This window comes from Sphingomonas sp. CCH9-E2, assembly GCF_001557215.1.
In the GTDB taxonomy this organism is placed as follows: Bacteria; Pseudomonadota; Alphaproteobacteria; order Sphingomonadales; family Sphingomonadaceae; genus Sphingomonas.
This window is the reverse complement of sequence record NZ_LSJM01000111.1, coordinates 20,438-45,227: the sequence shown is the minus strand read 5'-3', so window position 1 is coordinate 45,227 and position 24,790 is coordinate 20,438. Positions and strand designations below refer to the sequence as shown.

The 24,790-nt window shown below is 64.0% G+C and carries 24 protein-coding genes; 13 read left to right on the top strand and 11 right to left on the bottom strand.

The features are described 5' to 3' along the window. Entirely contained in the window at positions 1–549 is a 549-nt protein-coding gene (mobA, locus tag AX681_RS06175; protein ID WP_066665226.1) for a molybdenum cofactor guanylyltransferase, read from the top strand. A 270-nt stretch (positions 550–819) separates the two neighbouring features. On the opposite strand, the gene AX681_RS06170 is transcribed toward mobA, so the two are convergent. From AX681_RS06170 to AX681_RS06135, 8 genes are all read right to left on the bottom strand, one after another. Continuing rightward, positions 820–1,581 carry an SDR family NAD(P)-dependent oxidoreductase gene (locus AX681_RS06170; protein ID WP_066681948.1) on the bottom strand — a complete coding sequence of 254 codons (762 nt, stop codon included), beginning with the start codon at positions 1,579–1,581 and terminating at the stop codon, positions 820–822. Between the two features lie 23 nt (positions 1,582–1,604). Then, positions 1,605–2,801 (bottom strand): lipid-transfer protein, encoded by a 1,197-nt coding sequence (locus AX681_RS06165; RefSeq protein ID WP_066663915.1) that lies wholly within the window; start codon positions 2,799–2,801, stop codon positions 1,605–1,607. After that, complete coding sequence (locus AX681_RS06160) at positions 2,798–3,235, bottom strand: Zn-ribbon domain-containing OB-fold protein (RefSeq protein ID WP_066663910.1); 438 nt, start codon at positions 3,233–3,235, stop codon at positions 2,798–2,800. The genes AX681_RS06165 and AX681_RS06160 overlap by 4 nt, the downstream gene beginning before the upstream one ends. 11 nt (positions 3,236–3,246) lie before the next feature. Then, positions 3,247–3,783, bottom strand: coding sequence for a MaoC family dehydratase (locus AX681_RS06155; protein ID WP_066663909.1), 537 nt, complete (start codon positions 3,781–3,783; stop codon positions 3,247–3,249). Positions 3,784–3,824: 41 nt separating this feature from the next. Next, positions 3,825–4,265 (bottom strand): MaoC family dehydratase, encoded by a 441-nt coding sequence (locus AX681_RS06150; RefSeq protein ID WP_066663908.1) that lies wholly within the window; start codon positions 4,263–4,265, stop codon positions 3,825–3,827. Between the two features lie 41 nt (positions 4,266–4,306). After that, a complete protein-coding gene (locus tag AX681_RS06145; RefSeq protein ID WP_066663905.1) occupies positions 4,307–4,594 on the bottom strand; it encodes a DUF1330 domain-containing protein in 288 nt (95 codons plus the stop codon). A gap of 97 nt (positions 4,595–4,691) precedes the next feature. Then, positions 4,692–5,672: an alpha/beta hydrolase gene (locus tag AX681_RS06140; protein WP_197422042.1), complete on the bottom strand. Its 981-nt coding sequence runs from the start codon at positions 5,670–5,672 to the stop codon at positions 4,692–4,694. Further along, on the bottom strand, positions 5,659–7,275 hold the full coding sequence (locus AX681_RS06135) for a flavin-containing monooxygenase (protein ID WP_066663897.1): 1,617 nt from the start codon (positions 7,273–7,275) through the stop codon (positions 5,659–5,661). Before AX681_RS06135 ends, AX681_RS06140 begins: the two co-directional genes overlap by 14 nt. Positions 7,276–7,635: 360 nt before the next feature. Here AX681_RS06135 and AX681_RS06130 point away from each other — a divergent pair, with 360 nt between their 5' ends. The 11 genes from AX681_RS06130 (at position 7,636) to acs (ending at position 21,315) form a co-directional block, all read left to right on the top strand. Beyond that, positions 7,636–9,327 (top strand): AMP-binding protein, encoded by a 1,692-nt coding sequence (locus AX681_RS06130; RefSeq protein ID WP_066663926.1) that lies wholly within the window; start codon positions 7,636–7,638, stop codon positions 9,325–9,327. Then, entirely contained in the window at positions 9,324–10,097 is a 774-nt protein-coding gene (gene fabG, locus AX681_RS06125; RefSeq protein WP_066663896.1) for a 3-oxoacyl-ACP reductase FabG, read from the top strand. The genes AX681_RS06130 and fabG overlap by 4 nt, the downstream gene beginning before the upstream one ends. A gap of 64 nt (positions 10,098–10,161) precedes the next feature. Then, entirely contained in the window at positions 10,162–10,821 is a 660-nt protein-coding gene (locus AX681_RS06120) for a TetR/AcrR family transcriptional regulator (RefSeq protein ID WP_066663891.1), read from the top strand. A gap of 154 nt (positions 10,822–10,975) precedes the next feature. Continuing rightward, entirely contained in the window at positions 10,976–13,396 is a 2,421-nt protein-coding gene (locus AX681_RS06115) for a TonB-dependent receptor (RefSeq protein WP_156442908.1), read from the top strand. 51 nt (positions 13,397–13,447) lie between these two features. Continuing rightward, positions 13,448–14,386: an alpha/beta hydrolase gene (locus tag AX681_RS06110; RefSeq protein WP_197422041.1), complete on the top strand. Its 939-nt coding sequence runs from the start codon at positions 13,448–13,450 to the stop codon at positions 14,384–14,386. 13 nt (positions 14,387–14,399) lie between these two features. Next, positions 14,400–16,037, top strand: a complete 1,638-nt coding sequence (locus AX681_RS06105) for a flavin-containing monooxygenase (protein ID WP_197422040.1) — start codon at positions 14,400–14,402, stop codon at positions 16,035–16,037. Between the two features lie 17 nt (positions 16,038–16,054). Continuing rightward, a complete protein-coding gene (locus AX681_RS06100) occupies positions 16,055–16,471 on the top strand; it encodes a nuclear transport factor 2 family protein (RefSeq protein WP_066663884.1) in 417 nt (138 codons plus the stop codon). Further along, a complete protein-coding gene (locus tag AX681_RS06095; RefSeq protein ID WP_066663882.1) occupies positions 16,471–17,211 on the top strand; it encodes an SDR family NAD(P)-dependent oxidoreductase in 741 nt (246 codons plus the stop codon). The genes AX681_RS06100 and AX681_RS06095 overlap by 1 nt, the downstream gene beginning before the upstream one ends. A gap of 10 nt (positions 17,212–17,221) precedes the next feature. Next, positions 17,222–18,409: a beta-ketothiolase BktB gene (bktB, locus tag AX681_RS06090; protein ID WP_066663873.1), complete on the top strand. Its 1,188-nt coding sequence runs from the start codon at positions 17,222–17,224 to the stop codon at positions 18,407–18,409. Further along, the gene (locus AX681_RS06085) at positions 18,406–19,185 is read left to right on the top strand and encodes an enoyl-CoA hydratase/isomerase family protein (RefSeq protein WP_066663870.1); all 780 of its coding nucleotides are present in this window, start codon (positions 18,406–18,408) and stop codon (positions 19,183–19,185) included. Before bktB ends, AX681_RS06085 begins: the two co-directional genes overlap by 4 nt. Before the next feature lie 192 nt (positions 19,186–19,377). Then, positions 19,378–21,315, top strand: coding sequence for an acetate--CoA ligase (gene acs / locus AX681_RS06080; protein WP_066663868.1), 1,938 nt, complete (start codon positions 19,378–19,380; stop codon positions 21,313–21,315). A 182-nt stretch (positions 21,316–21,497) separates the two neighbouring features. Here the strand turns inward: acs and AX681_RS06075 are convergent, their stop codons facing one another. The 3 genes from AX681_RS06075 to AX681_RS06065 are packed head-to-tail and all read right to left on the bottom strand — an operon-like array spanning position 21,498 to position 23,586. Then, on the bottom strand, positions 21,498–22,145 hold the full coding sequence (locus AX681_RS06075) for a hypothetical protein (protein WP_066663865.1): 648 nt from the start codon (positions 22,143–22,145) through the stop codon (positions 21,498–21,500). Beyond that, positions 22,145–22,984, bottom strand: a complete 840-nt coding sequence (locus AX681_RS06070) for a hypothetical protein (RefSeq protein WP_066663862.1) — start codon at positions 22,982–22,984, stop codon at positions 22,145–22,147. The genes AX681_RS06075 and AX681_RS06070 overlap by 1 nt, the downstream gene beginning before the upstream one ends. 20 nt (positions 22,985–23,004) lie before the next feature. Continuing rightward, positions 23,005–23,586 (bottom strand): hypothetical protein, encoded by a 582-nt coding sequence (locus AX681_RS06065; protein ID WP_197424243.1) that lies wholly within the window; start codon positions 23,584–23,586, stop codon positions 23,005–23,007. Here AX681_RS06065 and AX681_RS06060 point away from each other — a divergent pair. After that, entirely contained in the window at positions 23,578–24,216 is a 639-nt protein-coding gene (locus AX681_RS06060; protein WP_066663841.1) for a helix-turn-helix transcriptional regulator, read from the top strand. The genes AX681_RS06065 and AX681_RS06060 overlap by 9 nt on opposite strands. Positions 24,217–24,790: the final 574 nt, after the last annotated feature.

The following is a 24,790-nucleotide window of genomic DNA, read 5'->3' as shown; positions in this document are numbered from 1 at the left end:
ATGCGGCTGTTGGGCGCGATCATCGCAGGTGGCGCGTCGCGCCGCTTCGGGAGCGACAAGGCATCTGCACGCATTGCTGGCCGCAGCTTGCTCGATCATGCGTGCAGCGCACTTGCGCCCCAGGTCGATGAACTTGTGATCTGCGGGAGGCCAACCGAACGCCTCCGCTGGATTTCCGATCGACCCCGCCCTGATATGGGGCCACTTGGTGGGATCAACGCAGCGCTTGCAGACGCGAGTGCGCGCGGGTTTGACGCTGTGATAACGGTGCCGGTCGACGTATTTCCGCTTCCGCGCGATCTTGTCGACCGGATGAACCTCCAGACTGTTACCGTCTTCGCAAGGCAGCACCTCATCGGCTGCTGGCCCACTGCGCTTGCGGCGCAGCTTGACGCTCACCTGGCTGAAGGTCATCGTTCCTTGCGGTCGTGGATCACAGCGACGAACGCAACGCTTGTGGACGACCACGCGCTTGACCTTGGCAACATCAACAGACCGGATGATCTTCGCCGCGCCGTTCGTGTCCATGGCAACCCTACTCAGCCTTGAACTGTTCGACGACTCGGGCGGTGATTTGCCGAGGCACTGGTTCAGGTTGTCGGCCGCTCGTGCAGACAGATCTTTGTCGACAGAATATACTTGTTCGCCTTGGCGAGAGGCGCCGGGCGTGGACGTCGGCCTAGCCCACTTTGGGCATCGCGACCGTGGATGTCGTCTGGGGTCTCGCTTGCGGCTTGTTGAAGTAACGGCATTTCTCCACAAGATGCTGCAAGTGGTCGGCGCTGCCTGCCCCAGCTTTAGGCCCCCGTCATGACAGGCTCAACGAGGCGCTAGACGGATCGCTCCATCAAGGCGGATGACCTCCCCGTTCAGCATGGGATTGGCGATGATGCTGCCGACGAGTTGCGCATATTCCTCTGGCCGACCGAGGCGGGAGGGGTGGGGCACCTGAGTGCCGATCGAGTCCTGCGTTGCTTGCGGCAGGCCCATCAGCATCGGGGTCAAGAAGATGCCGGGAGCGACCGTCATGACCCTGATCTTGTGCTGTGCCAAGTCGCGCGCGGCCGGGAGTGTCATGCCCACGACCCCGCCCTTCGACGCGGCGTAAGCGAGTTGCCCGATCTGCCCATCGAACGCAGCGACCGACGCGGTGTTGACGATGACGCCGCGTTCCTCGCCGATCGGATCGGCCGCCGCCAGGCGTGCGGCGAAGCGCGACATGGTGATGAAGGTGCCGATCAGGTTGATTTCCACCGCCTTGCGAAAGCTTTCTGCCGGGTGAGGCGAGCCGTCCCGTGCCACCGTCTTAACGGTCGGTGCGATTCCAGCACAATTCACCAGGACACGAGCTACGCCATGCTCGTGTTCCGCCGCTTCGATCCCGGCTTGAACTGCGTCGGCATCAGTCACATCGACACGTGCAAAACGGCCCCCGATGCGCCGGGCAGTCGCTCCGCCTTCCGCCTCGTTGAGATCGAACAGCGTAACCTTCGCCCCGCCCTCTGCCAACAACGCGGCGGTCGCCGCGCCCAGGCCGGACGCGCCGCCGGTGATGATGACACCGATGTTGTCGAGGTTCACGATCCTACTCCTTCTTGAAACAATCAGGCCTTCAGCACGACCGAGCCGCCATTGGCGCCGAGGCCGAGAACCGCCGACATGCCAATCCTGGCGCCTTCGACCTGACGTCCTTCGGCCTGTCCGCGCAACTGCCAGGTGAGCTCGGCGATTTGCAGCACGGCCTGCGCCGTCGTTGCCTCGCCAAAGGAAAGGAAGCCGCCGCTGGGGTTGATCGTCAGTCCCTTGCCGCCGATACCCAGCGCGCCACTGGCCACCATCGCATCGGCTTCGCCCGGCTGAAGAAAGCCGAACGCCTCGGGCCAGGCGAGAATGTGCCAAGCGGTGTTGTCGGCCATTTCCAGAATGTCGACGTCCTTTGGACCGATCCCGGCCATCGCCAGCGAACGCGCGACCGCGGTGCCCACTTCGCTGGTGTGCGTGACGCCGGATCGGACGGTGCTGGAGATCGTCGGAATGCGCCGTGCCGGATCGCCGAATGTGCCGGTCGCGATCGCGCATCCGGCGACTTCGACCAGCTTGTTGCCAGCGCGGCGCGCGAACGCCTCACTGCCTAAGATGATCGCGGCCGCCCCGTCGCTCACTGGACAGATTTCCAGGAGGTGTAGCGGGTCGGCCACCATTGGCGACGCGAGGATTTCGTCGACGCTGGTCTCCTTCCGAAACCGCGCCAGCGGGTTGCCGCTGGCGTGCTTGCGCATCATCACGGCCGCGGCGGCGAGCGTTTCACGGGTCGTGCCATGCTGATGTGCGCGGCGGTTTGCTTCGATGGCCCAATATGCCGGGTTCGTCGCACCCATCGCGACCCAGCGCAGATAATCGCTGTCCGTAATATCATCGACGCTGCCGGGCGGGCGCGGGATGAACCCCTTAGGCATGCGCTCAGCGCCCATCGCGCAGACCAGGTCATATTGCCCGCTGGCGATCATCGAATAGGCGGTGTCGAACGCGATCGCACCGGCGGCACAAGCGCCGCCGACGTTCACGCACGCCATGCCCTGTTCGGCGACGGCCTGAGCCAGCTCGTTGGCGTGCAGGCCCCAGCCCATGCCGCCTTCGAAGCGGGAGCTGGCGGCGACCAGTCCCTGCACGTCGGGCCAGCCGAGCGCGGCGTCGTCCAGCGCGGCCTGAACCGCCTCGATCGCCAGCTGAAGCTGCGGCTTGTCGGGCCATTTGCCCCAGGGATGGGCGCCGGCGCCGAGGACATAGACGGAGCGGGTCATGCGGGCACCTGCGCTGTTGCGGGAGCGAATTTGTAGGTCAGCACCGTCTCGCCCTGCGCATCGGTGAACAGCGGCTCGAGCGTCAGCTGAACGGCGGAACCGATGACGATCTCGTCGAGATCGAAGCCGGTGAGCATACTCATCACCTCCACGCCGCCACCCAGATCGACCAGGCCAATCGCATAGGGCGCCCAGTCGTCCATGCGGAACAGGGGCGGCGGCTGATAGCGCTGCACGGTATAGCTGAGCAGCGTGCCACGCGGCGCCAGTTCGGTGGCGACGATGCGCTTGTCGTGGCACGCCGGATTGCGGCAGCCGATCGCCGTGGGAAAATAGTCCGTGCCGCACCCTTCGCAATGCGAACCGATCAGACGTGGGCCATCGCTGCCGGTAGTGAACAGCCCTTCCGCGACGGGCTTGCCAGTGAGCGCCATGGACCGATCCTTCAGAGCGACAGGATGTCGCGGGTTTCGCGGAAGTAGAGCGTGTCGGTTGCGACGTCGTTCACGGTGACTTCGTGGCGCACATAGCGCCGCCCGCGCTTTTCGTATTTGTCGCTCGCGCGCGTCGTGATGCGAACGGTCGCGCCGACCGGGATCGGCTCCAGGATTTCCGAATCGTGGAAGGTGTGGATCGACCCGATCGCGAACGGCTTGGTGTGGTCGAACTGCACCGACAGCACGAAGTGCGACACCAACAGCGGCGGCACGATCGCGCCGCCGAACGGCGATTCGCCCGGAATGTGCCAGGTGTTCATCTTCCACCCCTCGTACCAGGGATTGAAGTCCTCGACCGCGTCGGCATAGAGGATGATCAGCTCGGGCGAGAGATGAAGCTCGCGCGACAGCTCGTCGCCGATCTCCACCATGTCCCAATAGGTTTGCGAGCCCTGTTCCAGGCTCTCGATGAATTCGCGGGTCTGCGCGACCTGGATCTCGCTCATCGGGCGGAGGTCGTCGGTTCTGACGGATGTATCGGCCATTCGGCAATTCCTCGGGCTAGAGGGTGATTGTAGCGGTGGCGTCAGACGCCGACATCGACCTCGATCCAGCCGACGGTCTTCTTTTCGCCGGCTTCGTTGTCGCACCAGATATCGACGGTGAAGCGAAAGCCATCACCCTTGGGCGTCTTTTCGCGGACGACGCCGTGGGTCGTGATGACCTCGTTCGCCAGTGTCGATGCGACGTATTTGCACACGATGCGTGAGCCGCGGAAGACGTCCGGCCCGAAGTGATTGACGCACATCTCGGCAAGATAGGCCGACGACATCTCGCCGGTCTGGATCGGCGCCTTCAGGCCGGTTTGCCCGGCATAGACCGGATCCCAGTGGTTGGGATTGAACCGCCCCCACAGCCGCGATCCCATCAGCTGGATCGCCGCCTTCTTGATCACCGGCTGAAGCTCATAGCCGACCGGCGTATCCCGCGTGATCCGCCAGCGCTCGCCGCTTGCAACTTGCGTCATCAATCTTCCTCTCGCATTGCCATATCTGATCTGAACGCCGCTCAGACGCCCTGCACCAGCGTCACCTGATATTGCGCGCCGCGCAGCCGGTGGCTTCTCGCCTCGACATAGGCCGGGCTGTTGTACCAGCCGAGCGCCGTCTCGCGATCGGGGAACGACATCACCACCATCCCCTCATGCGCATCGCCCTCCAGTATCTGCTGTTCGCCATAGGCGACCAGCGGGGTCACCGGCTGTGACGCGAGCGAGGCACGCGCGAGGCTGGTATATTGCTCCATCGCCGCGCTGTCGGTGGTCCTGATCCGGGTGAAAATCAGATAGGCTGCCATGTCGCGATCCAATGCTGTGCGGTTGAATGAAGGGAAGGACCGTCGGCCGATCGATATACGTCGGCGGCACGGCGCAGCCCACCGGGACGGCCGGCGATCATGCCGCAGCACGCCGCATGGCGCCCGCCAGCTGGCTGCCGATCAGTTCGATCGCTTCGCCGGCGCGGGGCGTGAACTGCGGCAGGCCGGCAAAGCCATGGATCATGCCGTCGAACCGATGCACTTGAACCTCGACGCCGGCCTGTTGCAGGCGCCGCGCCATTGCTTCGCCTTCGTCGCGCAAAGGATCGCACCCCGCCAGGACGAAGGTCATCGGCGGCAGGCCGGCCAGCGCATCGTCGCCCAGCCGTAGATAGTCGCTCGCCTCGTCCAGCCGCGCGGCGCCGTAGGATGACCAGGCGTAGTCAATGAACGGTCGCGTGAGCATATAACCGTCCCCATACTCGCGCTGCGACGGTGCCGCGGCGGACGGGTCAAGCAGCGGGTAGAGCAGTGCCGCGTGACCAACCGTGTCGGCGATGTCGGAGCGCTGCACCAGCGTGGCGAGCACGAGTTGCGCGCCCGCGCTGTCGCCGGCGAGCGCGATGCGGCCGGCATCGACCCGCAACGCGGCGGCCTGCATCCCGATCCAGGCGAGCACGTCCGCTACATCGTCGAGCGCCGCCGGAAATGGGTGTTCGGGCGCGAGCCGGTAGTCGAGCGCGACGATCGCCATTCCCGTCGCGACGCACAGCGCGCGGCACGTCGCGTCATGGCTGTCCAGACTGCCCAGCACGAAGCCGCCGCCATGCACGAACAGCGTGACCGGCAGGATGGCGGCATCCGCCCCGGCCGGGCGGTACAGTCGCGTCGCGATGCTTCCAGCGCGCCCAGTCGCCGTGCGATCTTCGACGGCAACATCCTGCGGGCCCTGTGCCCGCGCCATAAACTTGTTCGCGGCGGCGCGCATCACCTCGATCGGCAGACCGGGGGTCGGCGCCCGCAACGCCGTGCGGGAATCCGCCAGCAGCGCGGCGAAAGCGGGATCGACCGCCGACTCGGCATGATCGCCGTGCGGGATGGTTTCAGGCGACGGCACGGTCAAGCCGCCGACGAAGCACGAACCCTTCATAGCCGTTGGCCGCGGTGCGTTCGAGAATCCGGCGGTAGCCGCGCACCCCGCCCGAATAGGGCATGAATACGCGCGGCTTGCCGGGCATCTCCGCGCCCAGATAATAGGATGGGGTCTTGACGTAGAGCGTTTCCTGCGCGCGCTCGTTCAGATGGGCGACCCAGTCGCGCTCGGCTGTCGCCGTGACTTCGATCTCGTCGATGTCGTGGTCGGCGGCATGGCGGAACAGATCGGCCAGCCAGTCGATTTGCTCCTCGCTCGACAGCAATACGTTGCTCAGCAGCGAGGGGCTGCCTGGTCCCACCACCACGAACATGTTGGGGAAGCCGTGGACGCCGATCCCCAGATGGCTGACCGGCCCGGCCGACCATTTCTCACGCAGCGACTGGCCGCCGCGTCCGACGATCTCGGGCTTGAGCAGCGAGCCGGTGAAGGCGTCGAACCCCGTTGCATAGATGATGACGTCGAACGGGATTTCCTCGGCGCTGGTCTGGATGCCTGACGCCGTGAAGCGCTCGATCGGGGTTTCGCTGATGTCGACCAGCCGCACATTGTCGCGGTTGAAGGTCGTGAAATAGCCGCTGTCGACCGATGGCCGCCGCGTTCCGAACGGAAAGTCCTTGGGCGTCAGCTTGTCGCGCAGGACGGGATCGGTGACCTGTTCGGCGATCTTGCGTTTGATGAAGTCCGACGCGGTCTTGTTGGACGCCTCGTCAAGCAGCAGGTCCTTGAACGTGAGCGCGAAGCCGAAGCCGAGTCGGTTCCAAGCCGCCTCGAACGCCGCCTCGCGCTCCGCCTCGGGCACCTCGGTCGCCGACCGGGTGTCCGGCACGAAACCCAAACCGCTGGGCGAATTGCGGGCGGCCTCGCGGCGCTCGCCATAGCTCGCCTTCACCGCAGCATCCTCGGCATCGGACACCGGTGCATTGGCAGCGGGAATCGAGTAATTGGCCGTCCGCTGGAACACGGTGAGTTGCGCTGCCTGCTGCGCGATGACCGGCGTCATCTGGACGCCCGATGAACCCGTGCCGATGATCGCGACGCGCTTGCCCGCCAGATCGACCGGCTCCTTCGGCCACTGCGCGCTGTAGATCACCCGGCCCTGGAACGTGACCTGACCGGGATAGACGGTGTCCTTCGGCGTCGAGAGCTGTCCCACCGCCAGGACGAACCGCGCGGCGCTCCAGCGCCGGCCGTCCTCGGCCGTCACGAGCCAGCGCGCCGCGCCCTCGTCATAGTGCGCCGATGCCATGCGCGTGTTGAAGTGGATGTCGCGGCGCAGGTCGAACCGCTCGACGACATGTTGGATATAGCGCAGGATTTCGGGCTGTGTCGCATAGCGTTCGGACCAGCGCCATTCCAGCTCCAGCTCGGGCGAGAAGCGGTAGGAATAGTCGAAGCTTTCCACGTCGCACCGCGCACCCGGATATTGATTGGCGTACCATACGCCACCGACATCGTCGGCTGCCTCAAGGACCGCGACCTTGAGGCCCATTGACCGAAATGTGTGCAGCGCGCGCAGGCCGGCAAAGCCAGCGCCGATGACCACGACATCGACACTCGTGTCCATTCGTCATTCCTCTCCTGTGAGCAAGATGTGTCACAGGAGTCGCTTGATCGTCAACACATTCGTGGAAAAAAGTGGGTTCCGTTTGTATTGGCAAGCAATATCAGTATCTTACCTAGCCTGGGCTATCTGACAATGCGACGATCAATGTCTCGCTGATGGCGGTCGTGATCAAGAACCGTCGGCGTTTTCCACGATACCATTGACGACCCCTCGCGTTTAGGCATAGCCTTTGGCAACAGGCATCGTATTTCGAGCGCCATCGCCGTTTCAATCGACGAGGAGAGGATCAGTGAGCTTGGTTTGCGGCGCATGGCTCGCCCCCGAATGCAGTGCACCGGCGATCCGGTGGGAGGGCAGGCGATGAAGTCGATCGTCGAGCGGCGCGCGGACCTTTTAAGCGCCATGCCTGCGTGGCGTGCGATGACGCTGCACGACATGCTCGATTGGGCCGCCGATCGTTATCGCGACGCGGCCTTCGTCGTGACGGACGAGCGCAGCTGGACCTATGGCGATATCCAGTCATGGTCGCAGCAGTTGGCGGCGGGCCTGGCCGCGCGGGGCGTGGGACGCGACGACAAGGTGGCGATCATCCTGGCCAACTATCCGGAATTCGTGGCGCTTAAATTCGCCGTTTCACGTGTTGGAGCGGTGGCGGTGCCGATCAATATGCTCAACCGTAAGGACGAGTTGCGCTACCTGCTCGAGCAGTCCGATTCCAGGCTGCTCGTGACGATGACCAGCTTTCGCGGCAACGACTATCAAGCGGCGCTGGACGAGATTGCGCCGGGCTGGGCGCAGCATGGTGGCGGTGCGGCGTTGCCCATGCTGCGCGAGGTCATCGTATTCGATACCGGGGAGGCGGCAATTCGCGCTGGGGCCTGCCCCTTCGAGCAACTGGCATCGTCGGATCCGTTCGTCGCGCCGACGGTCGATCCCGGCGACCTCTGCGACATCATCTACACGTCCGGCACGACGGGCTCGCCCAAGGGCGTCATGCTCACGCACGACATGGTGACGCGCACCGCCTATGGCGCCGCCTATTCCCGCGCATTGGAACAAGGGCACAGCATCGTCTTTTCGCTGCCGATGTATCATGTATTCGGCTATGTGGAGGGGCTGCTGGCCGTGCCGTGGGTGGGTGGCGCGATCATCCCCCAGTTGCGCTTCGATCCGCACGATACGCTGGCAGCCGTCGAACGGCATCGTGCGACCGACGCCCTGCTGATCCCGACCATGACGCTGGCCGTGCTGGATGCCGCAGAGCAGCGGCGGTACGACCTTTCAACATTGTATTTCGCGTTTGCCTCGGGCGGGTGCGCGCCACCGCGTATCTGGCAGGCGATTATCGACGAGCTGGGCGTCAGCGAGATCAACACCGGCTATGGCATGACCGAGACGACGGCGACCGCGATGATGACCCGTCCGGAGGACCCGCTGGAACGCGTATCGACTTCGAACGGCCGGTTCCGCGACGTCGGCATGGTCGGCGACCCGGCGCTGGCTGGCAGGCTGATCGATTATAGAGTGATCGATCCTGAAACTTTGAAGGACGTCGATACCGGGCAGACGGGTGAGCTTGTTGCGCGCGGACCGGGCGTGACGGCGGGCTATTACAAAAAGCCGGAGGCAACGGCGGCGGCGTTTACGCCCGATGGCTGGCTGCGCACCGGCGATCTCGGCCAGATCGATGAAGCGGGCTATCTCACCTTGGTCGGCCGCACCAAGGAATCCTATCGCTGCGGCGGTGAGCTGGTAATGCCGACCGAGGTCGAGGACCTGTTGACGCAGCACGCCGACATCCTGCAAGCGCATGTCGTGCCGATCCCCGACGAGCGCATGGGCGAGGTGGGCGTGGCGTTCGTCGTCGCCGCCCAGAATGCCAGGCTCGACGCTGCGACCCTGCATGATCGAGTCGCGGGACAGGTCGCGCGCTACAAGGTGCCGCAGCATTTCCTCGTCGTGCCCGAAAGCGAAATCCCCACCACCGCCTCCGGGCGGGCGCGCAAGTTCATGTTGAGCGAGCGCGCGATGCAAATGTTGGACTTGGCATGAGCGAACTATCAGCAATCCCCGAACGGCGTGTCGCTGTCGTCACGGGCGCGGCGCGCGGCATTGGTGCCGCCATCGCCCTGCGGCTGGCAGAGGATGGCTGCGATGTCGCCGTTCTCGATCTCAACGCCGAAGCCTGCGGCGGCACCGTCGCCGAGGTTCAGGCACGGGGGCGGCGGGCGATCGCGGTCGCGGCGAACGTCGCTGACGAGACGGCGGTTGCCGAGGCTGTCGCGCGAGTCGCAGCCGATCTTGGACCCCCGCTGATCCTGGTCAACAATGCCGGCATTCTGCGGGACAAGACGCTGGGCAAGCTGACCCTCGACGACTGGACCACGGTCATCGACGTCAACCTGACCGCGGCATTCCTGATGAGCCGCGAAGTGCTGCCGGCGATGAAAGCCGCGCGGTGGGGTCGGATCGTCAACCTGTCGAGCATCGCCGCGTTGGGCGTGTTCGGCGAGACCAACTATTCGGCCGCCAAGGCCGGTGTCCTAGGGCTGACTCGCACGCTGGCCATCGAACTCGGCGCGTTTGGCGTAACGGTCAACGCGGTCGCACCCGGCTTCGTCGTGACCGACATGACCCGCGCGGTCGCGGAGCGCATGAACATGACGATGGAAGCGTTGATCGCGGAGATGATGAAGGACATCCGCGTCGGTCGGCCCGGCATGCCGGACGATATCGCCAACGCGGTCAGCTACTTCGCCGATCCGCGCTCGTCCTTCACCACCGGCCAGACGCTCTACGTTGCCGGTGCACCACGCGGCTGACAAGGCGGCTTCCGCCAGCTAAGTCGCATGGAGGCGAGGCGGGTTGGATCAATCGGAGGACCTATTGGATAAGGGAAAGTCGGTTATTGCCCGGCGACGCAAGGCGGCAAAGGACGACTCCACTGCATCTTATCAGAACCGGCGTCAGGAGATTACCGAGGCGGCGGTCCATGTGTTCCATCGCCTGGGCTATGCCAAGGCGAGTCTGAGCGCGATCGCTGCCGATCTCGGGATCGATCGCGCATCGATCTATTACTATTTCTCCTCAAAGGAAGATGTGTTCGACGAGATCGTCCGAACCGTTCTGGAAGAGAATGAGGCACTGGCCAGGCGGATCGCGGAGAGTTCGATCAGTCCCGCCCGAAAGCTGCGCGACCTGGTCTCGGCGCTGATGGTCTCATATGCTGAGAATTATCCGCTGCTCTACATCTATGTGAAGGAGGATCTGACCAGTGTGAGCGGCAAGCGCTCCGAATGGTCGGATCACATGCGGCAGCTCAACCGCAGCATCGAGCGCTGTTTCATCACTATCGTCGAGCAGGGCTATGCCGATGGTGGGTTCCGCAGGATCGGGTCTCCTCGGACGGTCGCTGCCGGTATCCTGGGCATGCTCAACTGGTCGCACCGATGGTTTCGGCCCGACCGGTCCGAACCTGCCGAAGAGATCGGCAAAACGTTTGCCGAGCTTGTCATCTCGGGCCTGGAGTCGCCCTACTCACCATGATGGCACGCAGTAACAGCCGCTCAAGCAGGCGGCTGTGACATGTTGGCTGCATTTTCCACGATTACGTAGAAAAATAATTCCACGAGACTGTTGACAGCGGCGCGGGGCGCGATAGGCTTCATCCCACAGCGATAAAAATCGATGGGAGAGTGACGTGAGCGAACGGCGTGTTCGGGCGATGACCCAGCGGCATGTGGCAAGGCTCTTGCTGGCGACTGCCGCCAGCGTGATCAGCACCTCGGCCTGGGCGCAATCAGGCGCGGCGCCGCCAACTCAGGTCGGTGATCCGCAGCAGCCGCTCAATCAGCCCGTGCAAAGCGCGCCACAGGTCACCAATCCTTCGCGGCCGGCCGACGAGCCGCGCCAAGATTCGGGCGGCATAGGCGAGATCATCGTCACCGCGACGCGCCGCGCCGAAAATCTTCAGGATGTTCCGCTCAGCGTCTCGGCGATCAACAGCGAGCAGCTGGCCTCGCGCGGCGTGGCGCAGACCACGGACTTGGCTGTCGTGGTGCCGAACCTCAAGGTCAACTCGCAATATGGCGATACCCAGCCCAATTTCAGCTTGCGCGGCGTGGGCGTGGCGAACGAGTACAACAGCAACACTGCCTCGCCCATCGGCGTCTATGTCGATGAAGTTTACCAGGCGTTCCGCTTCACGCATGGTCTGCAGCTCTATGATCTCGAGCGCGTCGAGGTGCTGCGCGGGCCGCAAGGGACGCTGTTCGGCCGTAACACCACGGGCGGCGCCGTCAGCATGTATACCCGACAGCCCAGGCTGAATGCCGGCGGCAACGGTTATCTGACGGTCGGTTATGGCAATTACGACCGCTTCACCGCCGAGGCGGCGGTCGAAGTTACCCCGATCGAAGACAAGCTGGGCATCCGTATTGCCGCAACGCGGGCAACCGGCGATGGCTTCTGGAAGGAAGTGAATCCGAGCGGTAACGTCCTTGATAACGATCGTTATGCGACATCGGATAATTTCGGGATGCGCGGCACGTTGCGTTTCAAGCCGACCGAAACGCTGGATATCGTGCTCAAGGCGTACTTCGCCGAAGACGATCCGATTGGCTCTCCGATCTTTGCACGTGGCCTGACCGGCACGCTTCCCGGTACGAACGCTTTTGGTTACGGCCGTGAAGCTGCCGGGCTGGACTATGACGAGTACAGCCTCGATCATGGCGGTAAATTCTACACGCGCACCGTTGGTGGTTCGGTCTCGATCAACCTAGACTTGGGCAGTGTCGGTCTGACCTCGGTGACAGGTTATACCGAGTCGAAATTCGATCTGCTGACCGATAATGACGGCACGCCGCTCGATATTTTCACCCCGAATTATCGTTCGGACTCGACCGACTTCAGCCAGGATTTTCGCCTGAACTTGGAAACCGGCGCGTTCAAGCTCCTGCTTGGCGCCTATTACGGCAAGGACACGTCGGATTCGGTCAATGACGTGCGCGCTTTCAACGTGCTGCCGGATGCCACCAGCCCGGCGACCTTCAATCCCGGCGGCCTCGTCAATCCGGCCGCCCCGCCGACTTCGCTCAACACACGATATGGCTATTTCCAGCGTCGCGAGTCCTATGCGGTCTATGGTGAGGGCACCTATGGCGTTACCGACCGGCTCGATCTGACGATCGGCTTGCGCTATACGCACGATAAGCTCGCGTTCGAGAACGCCTTCTCAAACGCCTATAGCGATATTCCCGGAACGCTGCTGTTCCCGCTCTACACACCCTTCACGCTGCGCAACAAGAACAGCAACCTGTCGGGTCGTGCGATCCTGAACTACAAATGGACCGACGACATCCGCACCTATGTGAGCTTCAGCCGCGGCTATCGCTCCGGTGCCTATAACGGCTTCGCCTATCTTGATGCAGCGCAGGTTTATTATCTGGAGCCGGAGAAGCTGGACGCCTATGAAGCCGGCTTCAAGACGCGCTTTTTCGACGACCGGTTGCAGCTCAACGGCGCCGTGTTCCACTACAAGTACGACAACCAGCAGGTTTCCGAGATCGTCGGCGCCGTCGGCTTCCTGCGCAGCCTCGACGCCAAGGTTACGGGTGCCGAACTGGAGTTGCTTGCGCGTCCGGTTCGGGCGTTGACGATCCGCGGCTCGGCCGGGTTCCTGGACAGCGAATATGCGGCCAACCAGTTCCTCAGTGGCGTCAACATCGGCGGAAACGATCTGCCGTTCGCATCACGCTGGACCGCGACGGCCGGCGCCGATCTGAACTTCGGTCGGATCGGCTCGGGCCAGCTCATCGCGACGGGCGAGGTCAACTATGTCGGCCGTTACTTTTACGATCCGTTCAACGGCGAACAGCCGGGTGCGGGCGGCGTCTTGCAGCAGCCTGGTGCGCGCGGATATCTCGAGCAGAAGGGCTATGCGCTGGTCAATGGGCGCCTGACCTATTCGACCGACCTATTCGTGCTGTCGATCTGGGGCAAGAACCTGACCAACAAGCGTTATTTTCCGGTCGGTTACGATGTGACCGGAGCGTTCGGATCGACGATCTACAACGCCGGCGCGCCGCGTACCTATGGCGTCCAGGCAACGCTGAAGTTCTGAAGATGCTGCGGGAGCGTGGCTGACACGCTCCCGCGTCAATGGAGAGAGATGATGGCAAGCCCGCAATCGCAAGCGCTTTCGGATCTCTATCGCGAGTGGGCGCGTCGCCAGGTCGCCGAGGCGCCCATGCCGATGGACGTGATGCGTGAAATGTTCTCGCACTGGGGCGACGTCACCGCCGAGCCCGGCGGCGTCGATTATGTCGAGGTCGACATCGACGGCATGCTCGGCATGTGGGCGACGCCGAAGGGCGCGCGCACGGACAAGGTCATCCTGTGCGCCCATGGTGGCGGTTACGTTGCTGGATCGATCTACACGCACCGCAAGGCCTATGCTCATGTCGCCAAGCAGGTCGGCTGTCGCGCGCTGCTGGTCGAATATGGGCTGTGCCCGGAGAATGCACATCCCGCCCCCGTCAACGATATGGCGCGCGCCTATCGCTGGCTGATCGAGCGCGAGGGCATCCGCCCGAGCGACATCGCGCTGATCGGCGACTCCGCCGGCGGCTCGCTCGCGCTGACAACGATCAGCGCCATTCGCGATGCCGGGCTACCATTGCCGGCCACCACCGTTTCGCTATCGCCCTGGGCCGGCGGCGATACGTCGGGCGCGAGTTACGAAACCAACAAGGACAACGACGTGCTGGTGACGCGCGAGATGTCGGCGGCGATCGGTGGCATTTTTCTGGGTGACGCCGACCCTTCGGATCCGCTCGCGAACCCGCTCTACATCGATTATGCGGGCTATCCGCCGACCTATATCCAGGTTGGCGGGCATGAGGCGGTGCTGAACGATTCAACGCGTCCGGCCGACTCGGCGCGCCAGGCAGGCGTCGATGTCAGAATCGATGTCTTTCCCGAGATGCAGCATTGCTTCCAACTCATGGCCGGTGCTGCGCCGGAAGCGGACGATGCCGTCGCGCGCATTGCCGACTGGCTCCGCACGCATTTGAAGATCGATGACAAACACAACGCCGCTACTGCGGCTTGAGAGGATATTGACCGTGCAGACCTCCGAATCCACCGTGAGCGAACTGGCCCGCGACGTCGAGGAAATGGATGCGTTGATCATCGGCGGCGGCTTTGCCGGCGTGTGGCAGCTGATCAATCTTCGCGAACAGGGCTTCAATGCGAAGCTCTATGACATGGCCGGCCAGCTTGGCGGTATCTGGTACTGGAACCGCTACCCCGGCGCGCGGGTCGACACCGAAATGCCGCTTTACCAGTTCTCGCGCGAAGAGCTGTGGCGCGACTGGACCTATACGGAGAAGTTTCCGGCGTGGCACGAGATCCGCGCCTACTTCAAGTACGTCGACGAGAAGTACGATCTGTCGAAGGACACGCGCCTCAATACGCGCATCGACACCGCCCGGTTCGACGGCGAGCGCAACCAGTGGCTGGTCACCGACGACAAGGGCGTCACGGTTCGCACGCGGTTCCTGGTCATCTGCACGGGCTTCGCTTCCAAACCGCACTATCCCAAGATCGAGGGGTTGGAGAACTTCAAGGGCGAAGTCGCACATGCCGGCCGCTGGCCGCAGGAAGACCTGACGTTCGAGGGCAAGCGGGTCGGCATCATCGGGACGGGCGCGAGCGGCGTCCAGCTGACCGAGCAATCGAGCCGTCGCGCGGTTCACACCACGTTGTTCCAGCGTACGCCGGCGCTCGCGCTGCCACTGCGCCAGCAGAAGATCACGCCGGAAGAGCAGGCTGCGCTCAAGGCGAAGTATCAGGAAATGTACGATATCCGGAAGAACACCTTCGCGGGATTCGATTATGAATTTACGGGCAGCTCGTGGCATGACCATTCGCCGGAAAGCCGCCGGTCGCATTACGAGAATGCCTATCAGGTCGGCGCATTTCGGCCGTGGCTGGGAAGCTTCCCCGAACTGATCCTCGAGGAGCAGGCGAGCAACGAGGCCTATGCCTATTGGCGCGAGCAAGTCCACGCTCGCGTCAAGGATCCGAAAACCGCCGAGCGGCTGGCACCCGAAAAGCCGCCGATCCTGTTCGGCACCAAGCGCATGCCGCTGGAGCAATGGTTCTACGAAGCGTTCAACCAGGACAATGTCGATCTGGTCGATCTCAAGGAGACGCCGATCGTTCGCGCGACGGAGAATGGGCTGGAGACGACCGCGGGGCATATCGACCTCGACGTGATCCTGTTCGGCACCGGCTTCGACGCGGTGACCGGCGGCCCGGCGGCGATCGACATCCACGGCACCAACGGGCAGACGCTCGCGGAATATTGGAAGGACGGCTTCCGCACTGCGCTCGGCTCGGCCAGCAACGGCTTCCCTAACCTCTTCTTCATCTACGGCCCGCAGTCGCCGGCCGCATGGACCAACGGGCCATCGACCGCCGAATATCAGGGTGACTGGGTGGTCGCGTGCATCAAGTATCTGCGCGACAACGGCTATGAACGGATCGAGGCGACCAAAGCGGCCGAGGACTTCTGGCTCAAGGAAGTCATCGACTCCGCCGCCGGTACGTTGCTGCCGCGCACCAGCAGCTGGTGGTTCGGGACGGACATCCCGGGCAAGCAGTCCGAGCCGCTTTATTATGCGGGCGGCCTGCCGCGCTTCCTGGAACTGAGCTGGGACAGCGCGAAGAAGGGCTACGAAGGCTTCGAGCTCGCCTGATTGCGAAAGGTAACCTGATGTCGACCCGTACGGTGATCCAGACCTATATGGACAAGATGCGCGACGGCGATTTCGTCGGAGCGTTCGAGATGTTTGCCGAGCACGGCACCTACACCATCATCGGCGACACGCCGGCGTCCAAGACCTTTACGGGTCCTGAGGGCGTCAAGGCGGAGCTGGTGCCGCTGCTCAGCAACGGGTTCACCGGCCTGCCGGTGGTGAACTGTACTGAACTGATCGTCGAAGGGACGCGTGGCGTCGCGCTCGGCTTTGGCGAGGGGCCGGGCAAGTATGGGACCTACCGGCAGAGGCACTATGCCTTCGTCTTTCGGGTGGAGGACGAGAAGGTGACCGAATTAGTCGAGTTCATGGATCCGACGCAGCTGAGCGTGAACTGCTTCGGCCAGACGCTGTCCGAGCCTCGGGCAGCGTGATGAACGGGCGGCTGCATGGCAAGGTGGCGCTTATCACCGGCGCGGGCTCCGGGATCGGCGCGGCTACGGTCGAACGCTTCGTCGCCGAGGGGGCGAAGGTGGTTGCCGCGGATATTTCGGGCGCCGAACAGGACATCGCCAAGCGCTTTGGCGACGCGTGCGAACCGATCAGAGCGGACGTTTCCGAAAGCGATGACGTGGCTGCGGCGGTTGCGCTTGCCGTGACCAAGTTCGGCCGGCTCGACATCCTGTGCAACAATGCCGGGATCGAGGGTCCGAACGTGCCGACCGCCGACTATAGCGAAGCCGATTTCGATCGTGTGATGGCGGTCAATGCCAAGGGCGTCTATCTGGGTATGCGGCATGCCATTCCCGTGATGCTGGAGCAGAAGGGCGGCGTAGTCGTGAACACTGCCTCGATGGCGGGATTTGTCGCGTTCCCCAACATGATGGGCTATTGTGGTACGAAAGGCGCCGTCGTTGCGATGACGCGCACTGCCGCCGCGGAATATGCCGCAGCCGGGATCCGCGTGAACTGCGTGTGTCCGGGCGCGATCCAGACTGCGATCCTCGACGCTCTGCCGCCGGAGGTCGTCGAAGCGGTCGGTTCGGCGGCGCCGATGCGGCGGGTCGGTCGTGCGGATGAGATCGCATCAGCGATCCTGTTCCTCGCCAGCGATGACTCGTCATTCGTGACCGGCACCTCGCTGGTCGTCGACGGCGGCTACACCGCCCTTTAGGTTCGCCAATATGCTCAATGACGTCGTCATCCTCTCCGCCGTGCGGACCGCCATTGGGTCGTTTGGTGGCGCGCTGAAGGACATTCCGCCTTCGCAGCTCGGCGCGATCGTGATCCGCGAGGCGGTCGAGCGGGCCGGCCTGAAGGGAGGCGACGTCGAGCATGTCGTGATGGGACAGGTCATCCCGACCCGGCCGCAGGACGCCTATCTCGCCCGTGTCGCGGCGCTGGAGGCCGGGGTGCCCGATCGCGCGCCGGCGCTGACCGTCAATCGCCTGTGCGGATCGAGCGTCCAGGCGATCGTCTCCGCCGCGCAGATGCTGGCCTTGGGCGAAGTGGAGGTCGCCGTCGCCGGCGGCGCTGAAAGCATGTCGCGATCGCCGCATTACGTGACCCACGCGCGGTTCGGCCAGAAGATGGGGGCGATCGAGATGGTCGACGCGCTCACCACGACGCTGTCGGATCCGCGCGACGGCTATCACATGGGCATCACCGCCGAGAATGTCGCCGAGCGCAACCAGGTGAGTCGCGAAGATCAGGACGCCGTAGCCGCCGAAAGCCAGCGCCGCGCGGCCGCTGCAATTGCAGACGGCCGGTTCCAGGACCAGATCGTCGCCGTGCCCGTCCGGTCGCGCGGCGGCACGCTCGATTTCGTCACGGACGAGAATGTGCGCGGCGAAACCACCCAGGACAAGCTGGCTGCGCTCAAGCCGGTGTTCCGCAAGGACGGCACGGTCACCGCGGGCAACGCCTCCACCATCAACGACGGCGCGTCGGCGCTGGTGCTGGCGACCGCCGAGGCGGCGGCGGCGCGCGGGCTCACCCCGCGTGCGCGCATCCTGGGTTGGGGCCATGCCGGTCTCGATCCCGCCATCATGGGGCTGGGTCCGGTCGGCGCGGTGCCGATCGCGCTGAAGCGAGCCGGCCTCGACCTCGACCAGATAGACGTCATCGAATCGAACGAGGCCTTCGCGGCGCAGGCGTGCGCGGTCGCGCGCGAACTCGGCTTCGATCCCGCCAAGACCAACGTCAACGGCTCCGGCATCTCGCTCGGGCACCCGGTCGGCGCAACCGGCGCCATCCTGGTCACCAAGCTGTTGCACGAACTTGAGCGCAGCGGCGGGCGCTACGGCCTCGCCACGATGTGCATCGGTGGCGGGCAGGGTATCGCACTGGTCATCGAGCGCGTGTCGGCATGACCGGCGTCCGCATCGAGCGGAACGGGCCGATCGGCAGTATCATTCTTGATCGGCCGACCGCCGGCAATGCGATTGATCTGGATTTGGCGCGGGCACTGCTCGAAGCCGCCATCGAAGTGGATGAAGACGATGCGGTACGCTGCGTCCTGCTGACCGGCGAAGGACGTATGTTCTGCGCCGGCGGTGACATCAACGCCTTCACCCAGGCAGGCGACAGGATCGGCCAGTTGCTGAAGGCGATCACGTCTCAGCTGCATGCGGCGATCGCGACGCTGTTCAAGATGAACAAGCCGCTCGTCACGGCAATCAACGGTCCTGTGGCGGGCGCGGGGCTGAGCCTGGCGATCCTTGGCGACATCGTTGTCGCAGCGCCGGAAGCGTCGTTTACCCCCGCCTACGGCAAGGTCGGGCTCTCGCCGGATGGTGGGGCCACGTGGTTGGTGCCGCGCCTGATTGGCCTGCGGCGGGCGCAGGAGCTGTTCCTGCGCAACACGAAGCTGACGGCGCATGCCGCCGCGCAGATCGGCCTGATCACCCGGGTGGCTGAGGATGGCGCGCTGCAAGACGAAGCCATGAGGATTGCGGCGGAATTGGTTGCGGGCCCGATCTCAGCGCTCGGCGCGACGAGGGATCTGCTGCTGGAGGGATGGGGCAACAGCTTCGAGGCTCACCTTGAGGCGGAACGCCGGTCCATTGCGCGGCAAGGCGGGCATTTCGAAGGACGCGAAGGGATTGAAGCTTTTGCTCAGAAGCGCGGACCCCGATTTCAGCTGTAGCGGGATCAGGGGCCGGACCATGCGAGTGCCAGGCGGCAGGTTTCACGTCCAGACGTGATGAGGGTGCTGGCTGGCGCCAAGTCTATGATCCAGTGGATTATCGAGCGAGGCGGTATGCTGCACGGTGCTTGGCTTTGTCAGCACGGATCGTGAAGCGGAGCTCCACCGGCAAAAGACGTATCAGGAGGATGGATGTCCAGCGACCTTTACCCGGTATCAATGGAATGGAGACGGGCAGCGCGCGTGGATAAGTCAGCCTATGAGGCACTCTACGGCCGCTCGCTTGCCGATCCCGGCAGCTTCTGGCTGGAGCAGGCGAAGCGGCTGGACTGGATCAAGCGTCCCGAACTCGCCGGCGACTGGTCGTTTGACGAGGCGAATTTCCACATCCGCTGGTTCGCCGACGGGAAGCTGAACGTCGCCGCTAATTGCATCGACCGCCATCTCGCCAGCCGGGGCGGAGAGGTCGCGATCATCTGGGAACCCGACGATCTCACCGAAGACGCGCGGACCTTCACCTATCTGCAGCTGCATCAGGAAGTCTGCCGCTTCGCCAATGTGCTGAAGGCGCAGGGCGTCCACCGCGGCGACCGCGTGACCATCTATCTGCCGATGATCCCCGAGGCGGCGTTCGCGATCCTGGCGTGTGCGCGGATCGGGGCGATCCATTCGGTGGTGTTCGGCGGCTTCTCGCCCGAGGCGCTGGCCGGCCGCATCACCGATTGCGACAGCGCGGTGGTGGTGACCGCCGACGAAGGCCGGCGTGGCGGCAAGCGCGTGCCGCTCAAGGCCAATGTCGATGCCGCGGCCGCGCGCGCGCCGGCGCTGCAGAAGGTGATCGTGGTCAAGACGACCGGCGGCGAAGTCGGCATGACCGAGGGCCGCGACATCTGGTATCACGAAGCGGCGGCGAACGTGCCCGCCGACTGCCCGGCCGAGGCGATGAATGCCGAGGATCCGCTGTTCATCCTCTACACCAGCGGCTCGACCGGCAAGCCGAAGGGTGTGCTGCATTCCAGCGGCGGCTATCTGCTGTGGGCAAGCCTGACGCACGAACTCTGCTTCGACTATCGCCCCGGCGACGTGTGGTGGTGCGCGGCGGATATCGGCTGGGTCACCGGACACAGCTATATCCTCTATGGTCCGCTCGCCAACGGCGCGACGACGCTGATGTATGAAGGGCTGCCCAACTGGCCCGACGCCAGCCGCATCTGGCAGGTGGTCGATCGCCACAAGGTCCATACGCTGTTCACCGCGCCCACCGCGCTTCGCGCGCTGATGAAGGACGGCGACGAGTTCGTCGCAAAAACCTCGCGCAAGTCATTGCAACTGCTCGGCACGGTGGGTGAGCCGATCAACCCGGAGGCATGGCGCTGGTATCATGACATCGTCGGTGAAGGCCGTTGCCCGATCATCGACACCTGGTGGCAGACCGAAACCGGCGGCGCGATGATCGCCCCGCTGCCCGGCGCCACGGACCTCAAGCCCGGCAGCGCAACCAAGCCGATGCCCGGCGTCGATCCCCAGTTGGTCGATGAGAAGGGAACGGTCCTGCACGGCGCGACCGAGGGCAACCTCATCATCACGCGCAGCTGGCCCGGCCAGATGCGCACGGTGTGGGGCGACCACGAGCGCTTCTTCCAGACCTACTTTACCACCTATCCGGGCAGCTACTTCACCGGCGACGGGGCGCGCCGTGACGCGGACGGCTATTGGTGGATCACCGGCCGCGTCGATGACGTCATCAACGTCTCGGGCCACCGCATGGGCACGGCCGAAGTCGAAAGCGCGCTGGTGCTCCATCCCAAGGTCGCCGAAGCCGCCGTGGTGGGGATGCCGCACGAGGTGAAGGGGCAGGGCATCTATGCCTATGTAACGCTCAACGCCGGCGTCGCCGCCGACGACGCGCTGCGCGCCGAGCTGGTCAAATGGGTCCGCACCGAAATCGGTCCGATCGCCACGCCCGACGCGGTGCAGTTCGCGCCGGGCCTGCCCAAGACTCGCTCGGGCAAGATCATGCGCCGCATCCTGCGCAAGATCGCGGAGGGCGATGTGTCCTCGCTCGGCGACACCAGCACGCTCGCCGATCCGAGCGTGGTCAATGATCTGGTCGCAGGCCGGCTTGGCTAACATGTCCTCGATCAGCTGACCGGTCCGAGACACCAGCTCAGCCCAACTCGTAAAACAAACAGTTGTTTTGTGAATTGCTCCACTCTGTACCCGTTCGGTAGCTGGGGGCGGAGTATCGGAAGCTTCTAGGCATTAGCCCGCGGATGGCTAAGCTGTTAATGCCGCGCATCAACGCGGTCTTGTTATTCAAGGACCATGATCATGATTATCAACGAAATGCCTAGAAGTGCTGCCAATCCATAGAGGTGCACCGCCCAAACCTTTCGGCGCACGCTGAGGTCTAATTCTTCAATGAGCTCAGAATGGTAGACCCGAAGATCGGCCTGTGCCTGCGCGCGGATGCGCTCGATGAGGCTGTTCAGCGCGAACCGGCCCTCGCTGATGCCGGCAGCGTGTTCGAACACGCCGCGCGCCGCTTGAAGCTCACCGCTCGCAACCAACAGGCGATCGCCAAGATCATTGGCCCGCACCATCAAGCCGCTGAAGCGATCGGCAGCAACGTTTAGATGACCGGCTGCGCGTATGGCGGCCGCCTCCTGCTGAGCGATCAGCTTCTGCGAAAGCGCATGCAGGTCCTTGCCCATTTTCCGGGCGTTTTCGATGACGCGGTCGGCATCGGCGACAGAGGTCAGCAGCAGGCGGACGGTCGTTTCGTTGACCTTGAGAATGGCAACCAGAAGGAAGACGAGGTTGTCCTCGTCCAGGCGGTGATCGTGGGCGAAGCGGAGCACCGCTTCGACCTCGGGCGCGTGGCCATAGAGATAGCGCTCGAGCAATGCGCGCGCCGAGGCGGCGTTGTTGCCCGGGGCTTCCTTATCCGAGCTGCCCATCAGAATGCCTTCCAGTCAGCGTTTTCGAGCCCGAGCAGGTCTCCAATTTTCTGGAGCTCGCCAGTCCACGCCAGGAGCCACTGGGCAACGTTGAGGCGGTCGTAGTTCTGCCAGCTACCACCGGTGGACGTCGCTGCCTGAGCGTAGGTGAGGCTCAGCGCCTCGGCCATCGCATTGGGACCGGCGGTCAACGCCGGGATGTCGATCATCCGCCCTCCGACCGCTTCGAATGCCGCGCGGGTGCGACCGCCCACCTGACGGCCGTACTGATCCATGAACTTCTCAGCGGTCCAGAGACGATAGTCGCTGTCCTTCACCCCGACCATGCTGCGAAGCGCAACGATCGGTACGCTGGCGCCGAACCGCTCGACCGCCTTCGCCACGCCTCTGATCGACGCGACCGCTGGCGCAAAGGGCACCATGATGATCGGCTGGCGGCCACAATCGACGATATGCTGGATGAACTGGCTGGCACCGAGATTCTCGCTGAGCTCATCGATCTTCGTTAGGCCACCGGCCGGCGTATCGATGATCACGAACCGGGCGTCGGACTCGACCGCCGCGAACAACGGGGGAATGCCCTCCACCTTAAACAGGTCAGCCTTCAGCACGCCTTTTGCGGGATCCTGATCCGCCAGCAGCTTGCCACTCTCGTCGCGCTGACCCAGTCGCTGGGTCAGAGTCGAATTAAAGCCGTCCGCATCGATCACATGGACGCTAAACGTGTCGCCGCCCGTGGCGCGAAGCACCGTCGCGATGGCGTTCAGGGACGTCGAGAGATTCGCGCCGCCCTTGTCCTTGAGGCCGATGATAGCCTTGCGTTGTTCCAACTTTACCATGTCATTCTCCTTCGTTGACGTCAGACGCAGTCATCGAGATCGACTGCGGTATTGAACCGGGGCAGCTTGGCGCCGGTCTCGGTTCCCTTGGCCGGAACGGTGACCGGCGGCGGGGATGGCGAGGGGGTGATGGCCTGCGCCGCATCGGCGGCAGGCGCGATAGTTCCGGGTGCTGCGTCCGCTGTTTGCGCAGCGAGCGGGACGGGAGACCGGCCAGCCGCGAGCTGGTCTGCGACACTTGGCGCGGAGCCGTCGGACATATCCTCCCGCGCCAAGCGGCTGCGGTAGGTGCGGAGTGTCTCGGCACTGATCGGAACGCCGAGCTCGCCAAGTAGTGTGGCGATCATCGGATCGGTCCAACCGCGGGTGCGGCGGTCCGCGATGAGCGGCTTGAGAAGTCTGACCGCGCCCATGGTGGTCAGCAGCGACGCGGGCTCTTCGTCGATGTCACGCCGCTGCTGGTTTTGGAGCGCATCCACGAGCGCCAAGCCGTCGATGTGACGGCGCTTTGGCGGCGCAGGCAGGATGGCCGGATGGGATCTGGGCTCGCTCATCCCGATCTTATGGGATGGGCCGACCACGTCTGTAGAAATATGTTCCACTTCGGCATTCGATGTTATGCGTGGATCATGCCGTGTCCGCCGACCCGCTTCCCGCGTCATGAATTGGACGCCGCAGCCTTCGGCGAATCCGTTGAGAAGGCGCGCTCGGCCAAGCGCTGGACGAAAGCGGCGCTTGCCCGGCGCGTGGGCGTCACGCGACACACCATCGCGCGTCTGGAGAAGGGCGATACGACGCCAGGCGTCGAGTTGGTTCGTGCTCTCACTCAATCAACGGTGTTGGGCAGGCTGAGCGGTGTCGATTGGGGCTTACCAGCGTCAGATAGCCTGAGCGTTGGAACTCTCGCGCGGCTGGCGCGCCTAGCGTCGGGGCAGAAGCTCAGAGAGGTAGCCGCCAAGGTTGGATGCAGCATCTCCACCCTGTCAGATTTCGAGCGGAACTTGCTGCATGCGTCCAAGATTCTGGGTATCCGGATCAATGGCGTGGGCCGAGAATACGCGCAGGCGCTCGGCTTCGATGATGCCCCCGACATGGTCGCGTATCTGAACGCCCGTGATGCCTCGCGGTGGCTTGACCGGATCGCAAAGAAGTTTGGGCGACCGCGCTTGGTCAACGCGCTCCGTCCAGCGGTGCGGCCAGAAGACCCTGTCCCGGAAATCGACCTGCTGTAGGTTTTGGATCGGTTTTGTTGTGTTCGGTCGCGTTGCATCACGATCGATCACGAGCCGTCGCATTAGGCTCGACAATGTCTCGACAGGATCGGTTGCGGCACATGGCGTGCCGCAAAGTTGCTTGGGGGCAGATTTTTGACACAGGATGGGGGTTCACGGGGCGTGAACCCGTTGGCCGGCCGCTCGGCGCTTCGCTTCTCGCAGCCGCAGGATGCATGATGGTGCGCCGCTTCGCGTCGCAGCTTGTTATGTCGCGTTTCGCATTGTCCCGCGCGCGTCGCACCTAATCGCTTTGTTTCCCGCTGACCCCGACCTGTATGCCTTCGCATATGATCATCGTGGAAAAGGAGGCGAAGGGCAGCGGCAAGGCGGCCCACCGCTATGCGCGGTCGGTCGCGCAGTACCCCCAGTCCGTGATCGGCCACCATCCGCACCCGCACGCTGACGGACTTCGGGCGCAAACTTGTTCGTCGTCTTGCTCCATACAGGCTCCACCTTCTCAGGAGTTGGAGCCTTCGACAAACTCGACGCGGTTCACCCCGCCTCTCGCACTAGCATTCGTTGCCGCTGCTCG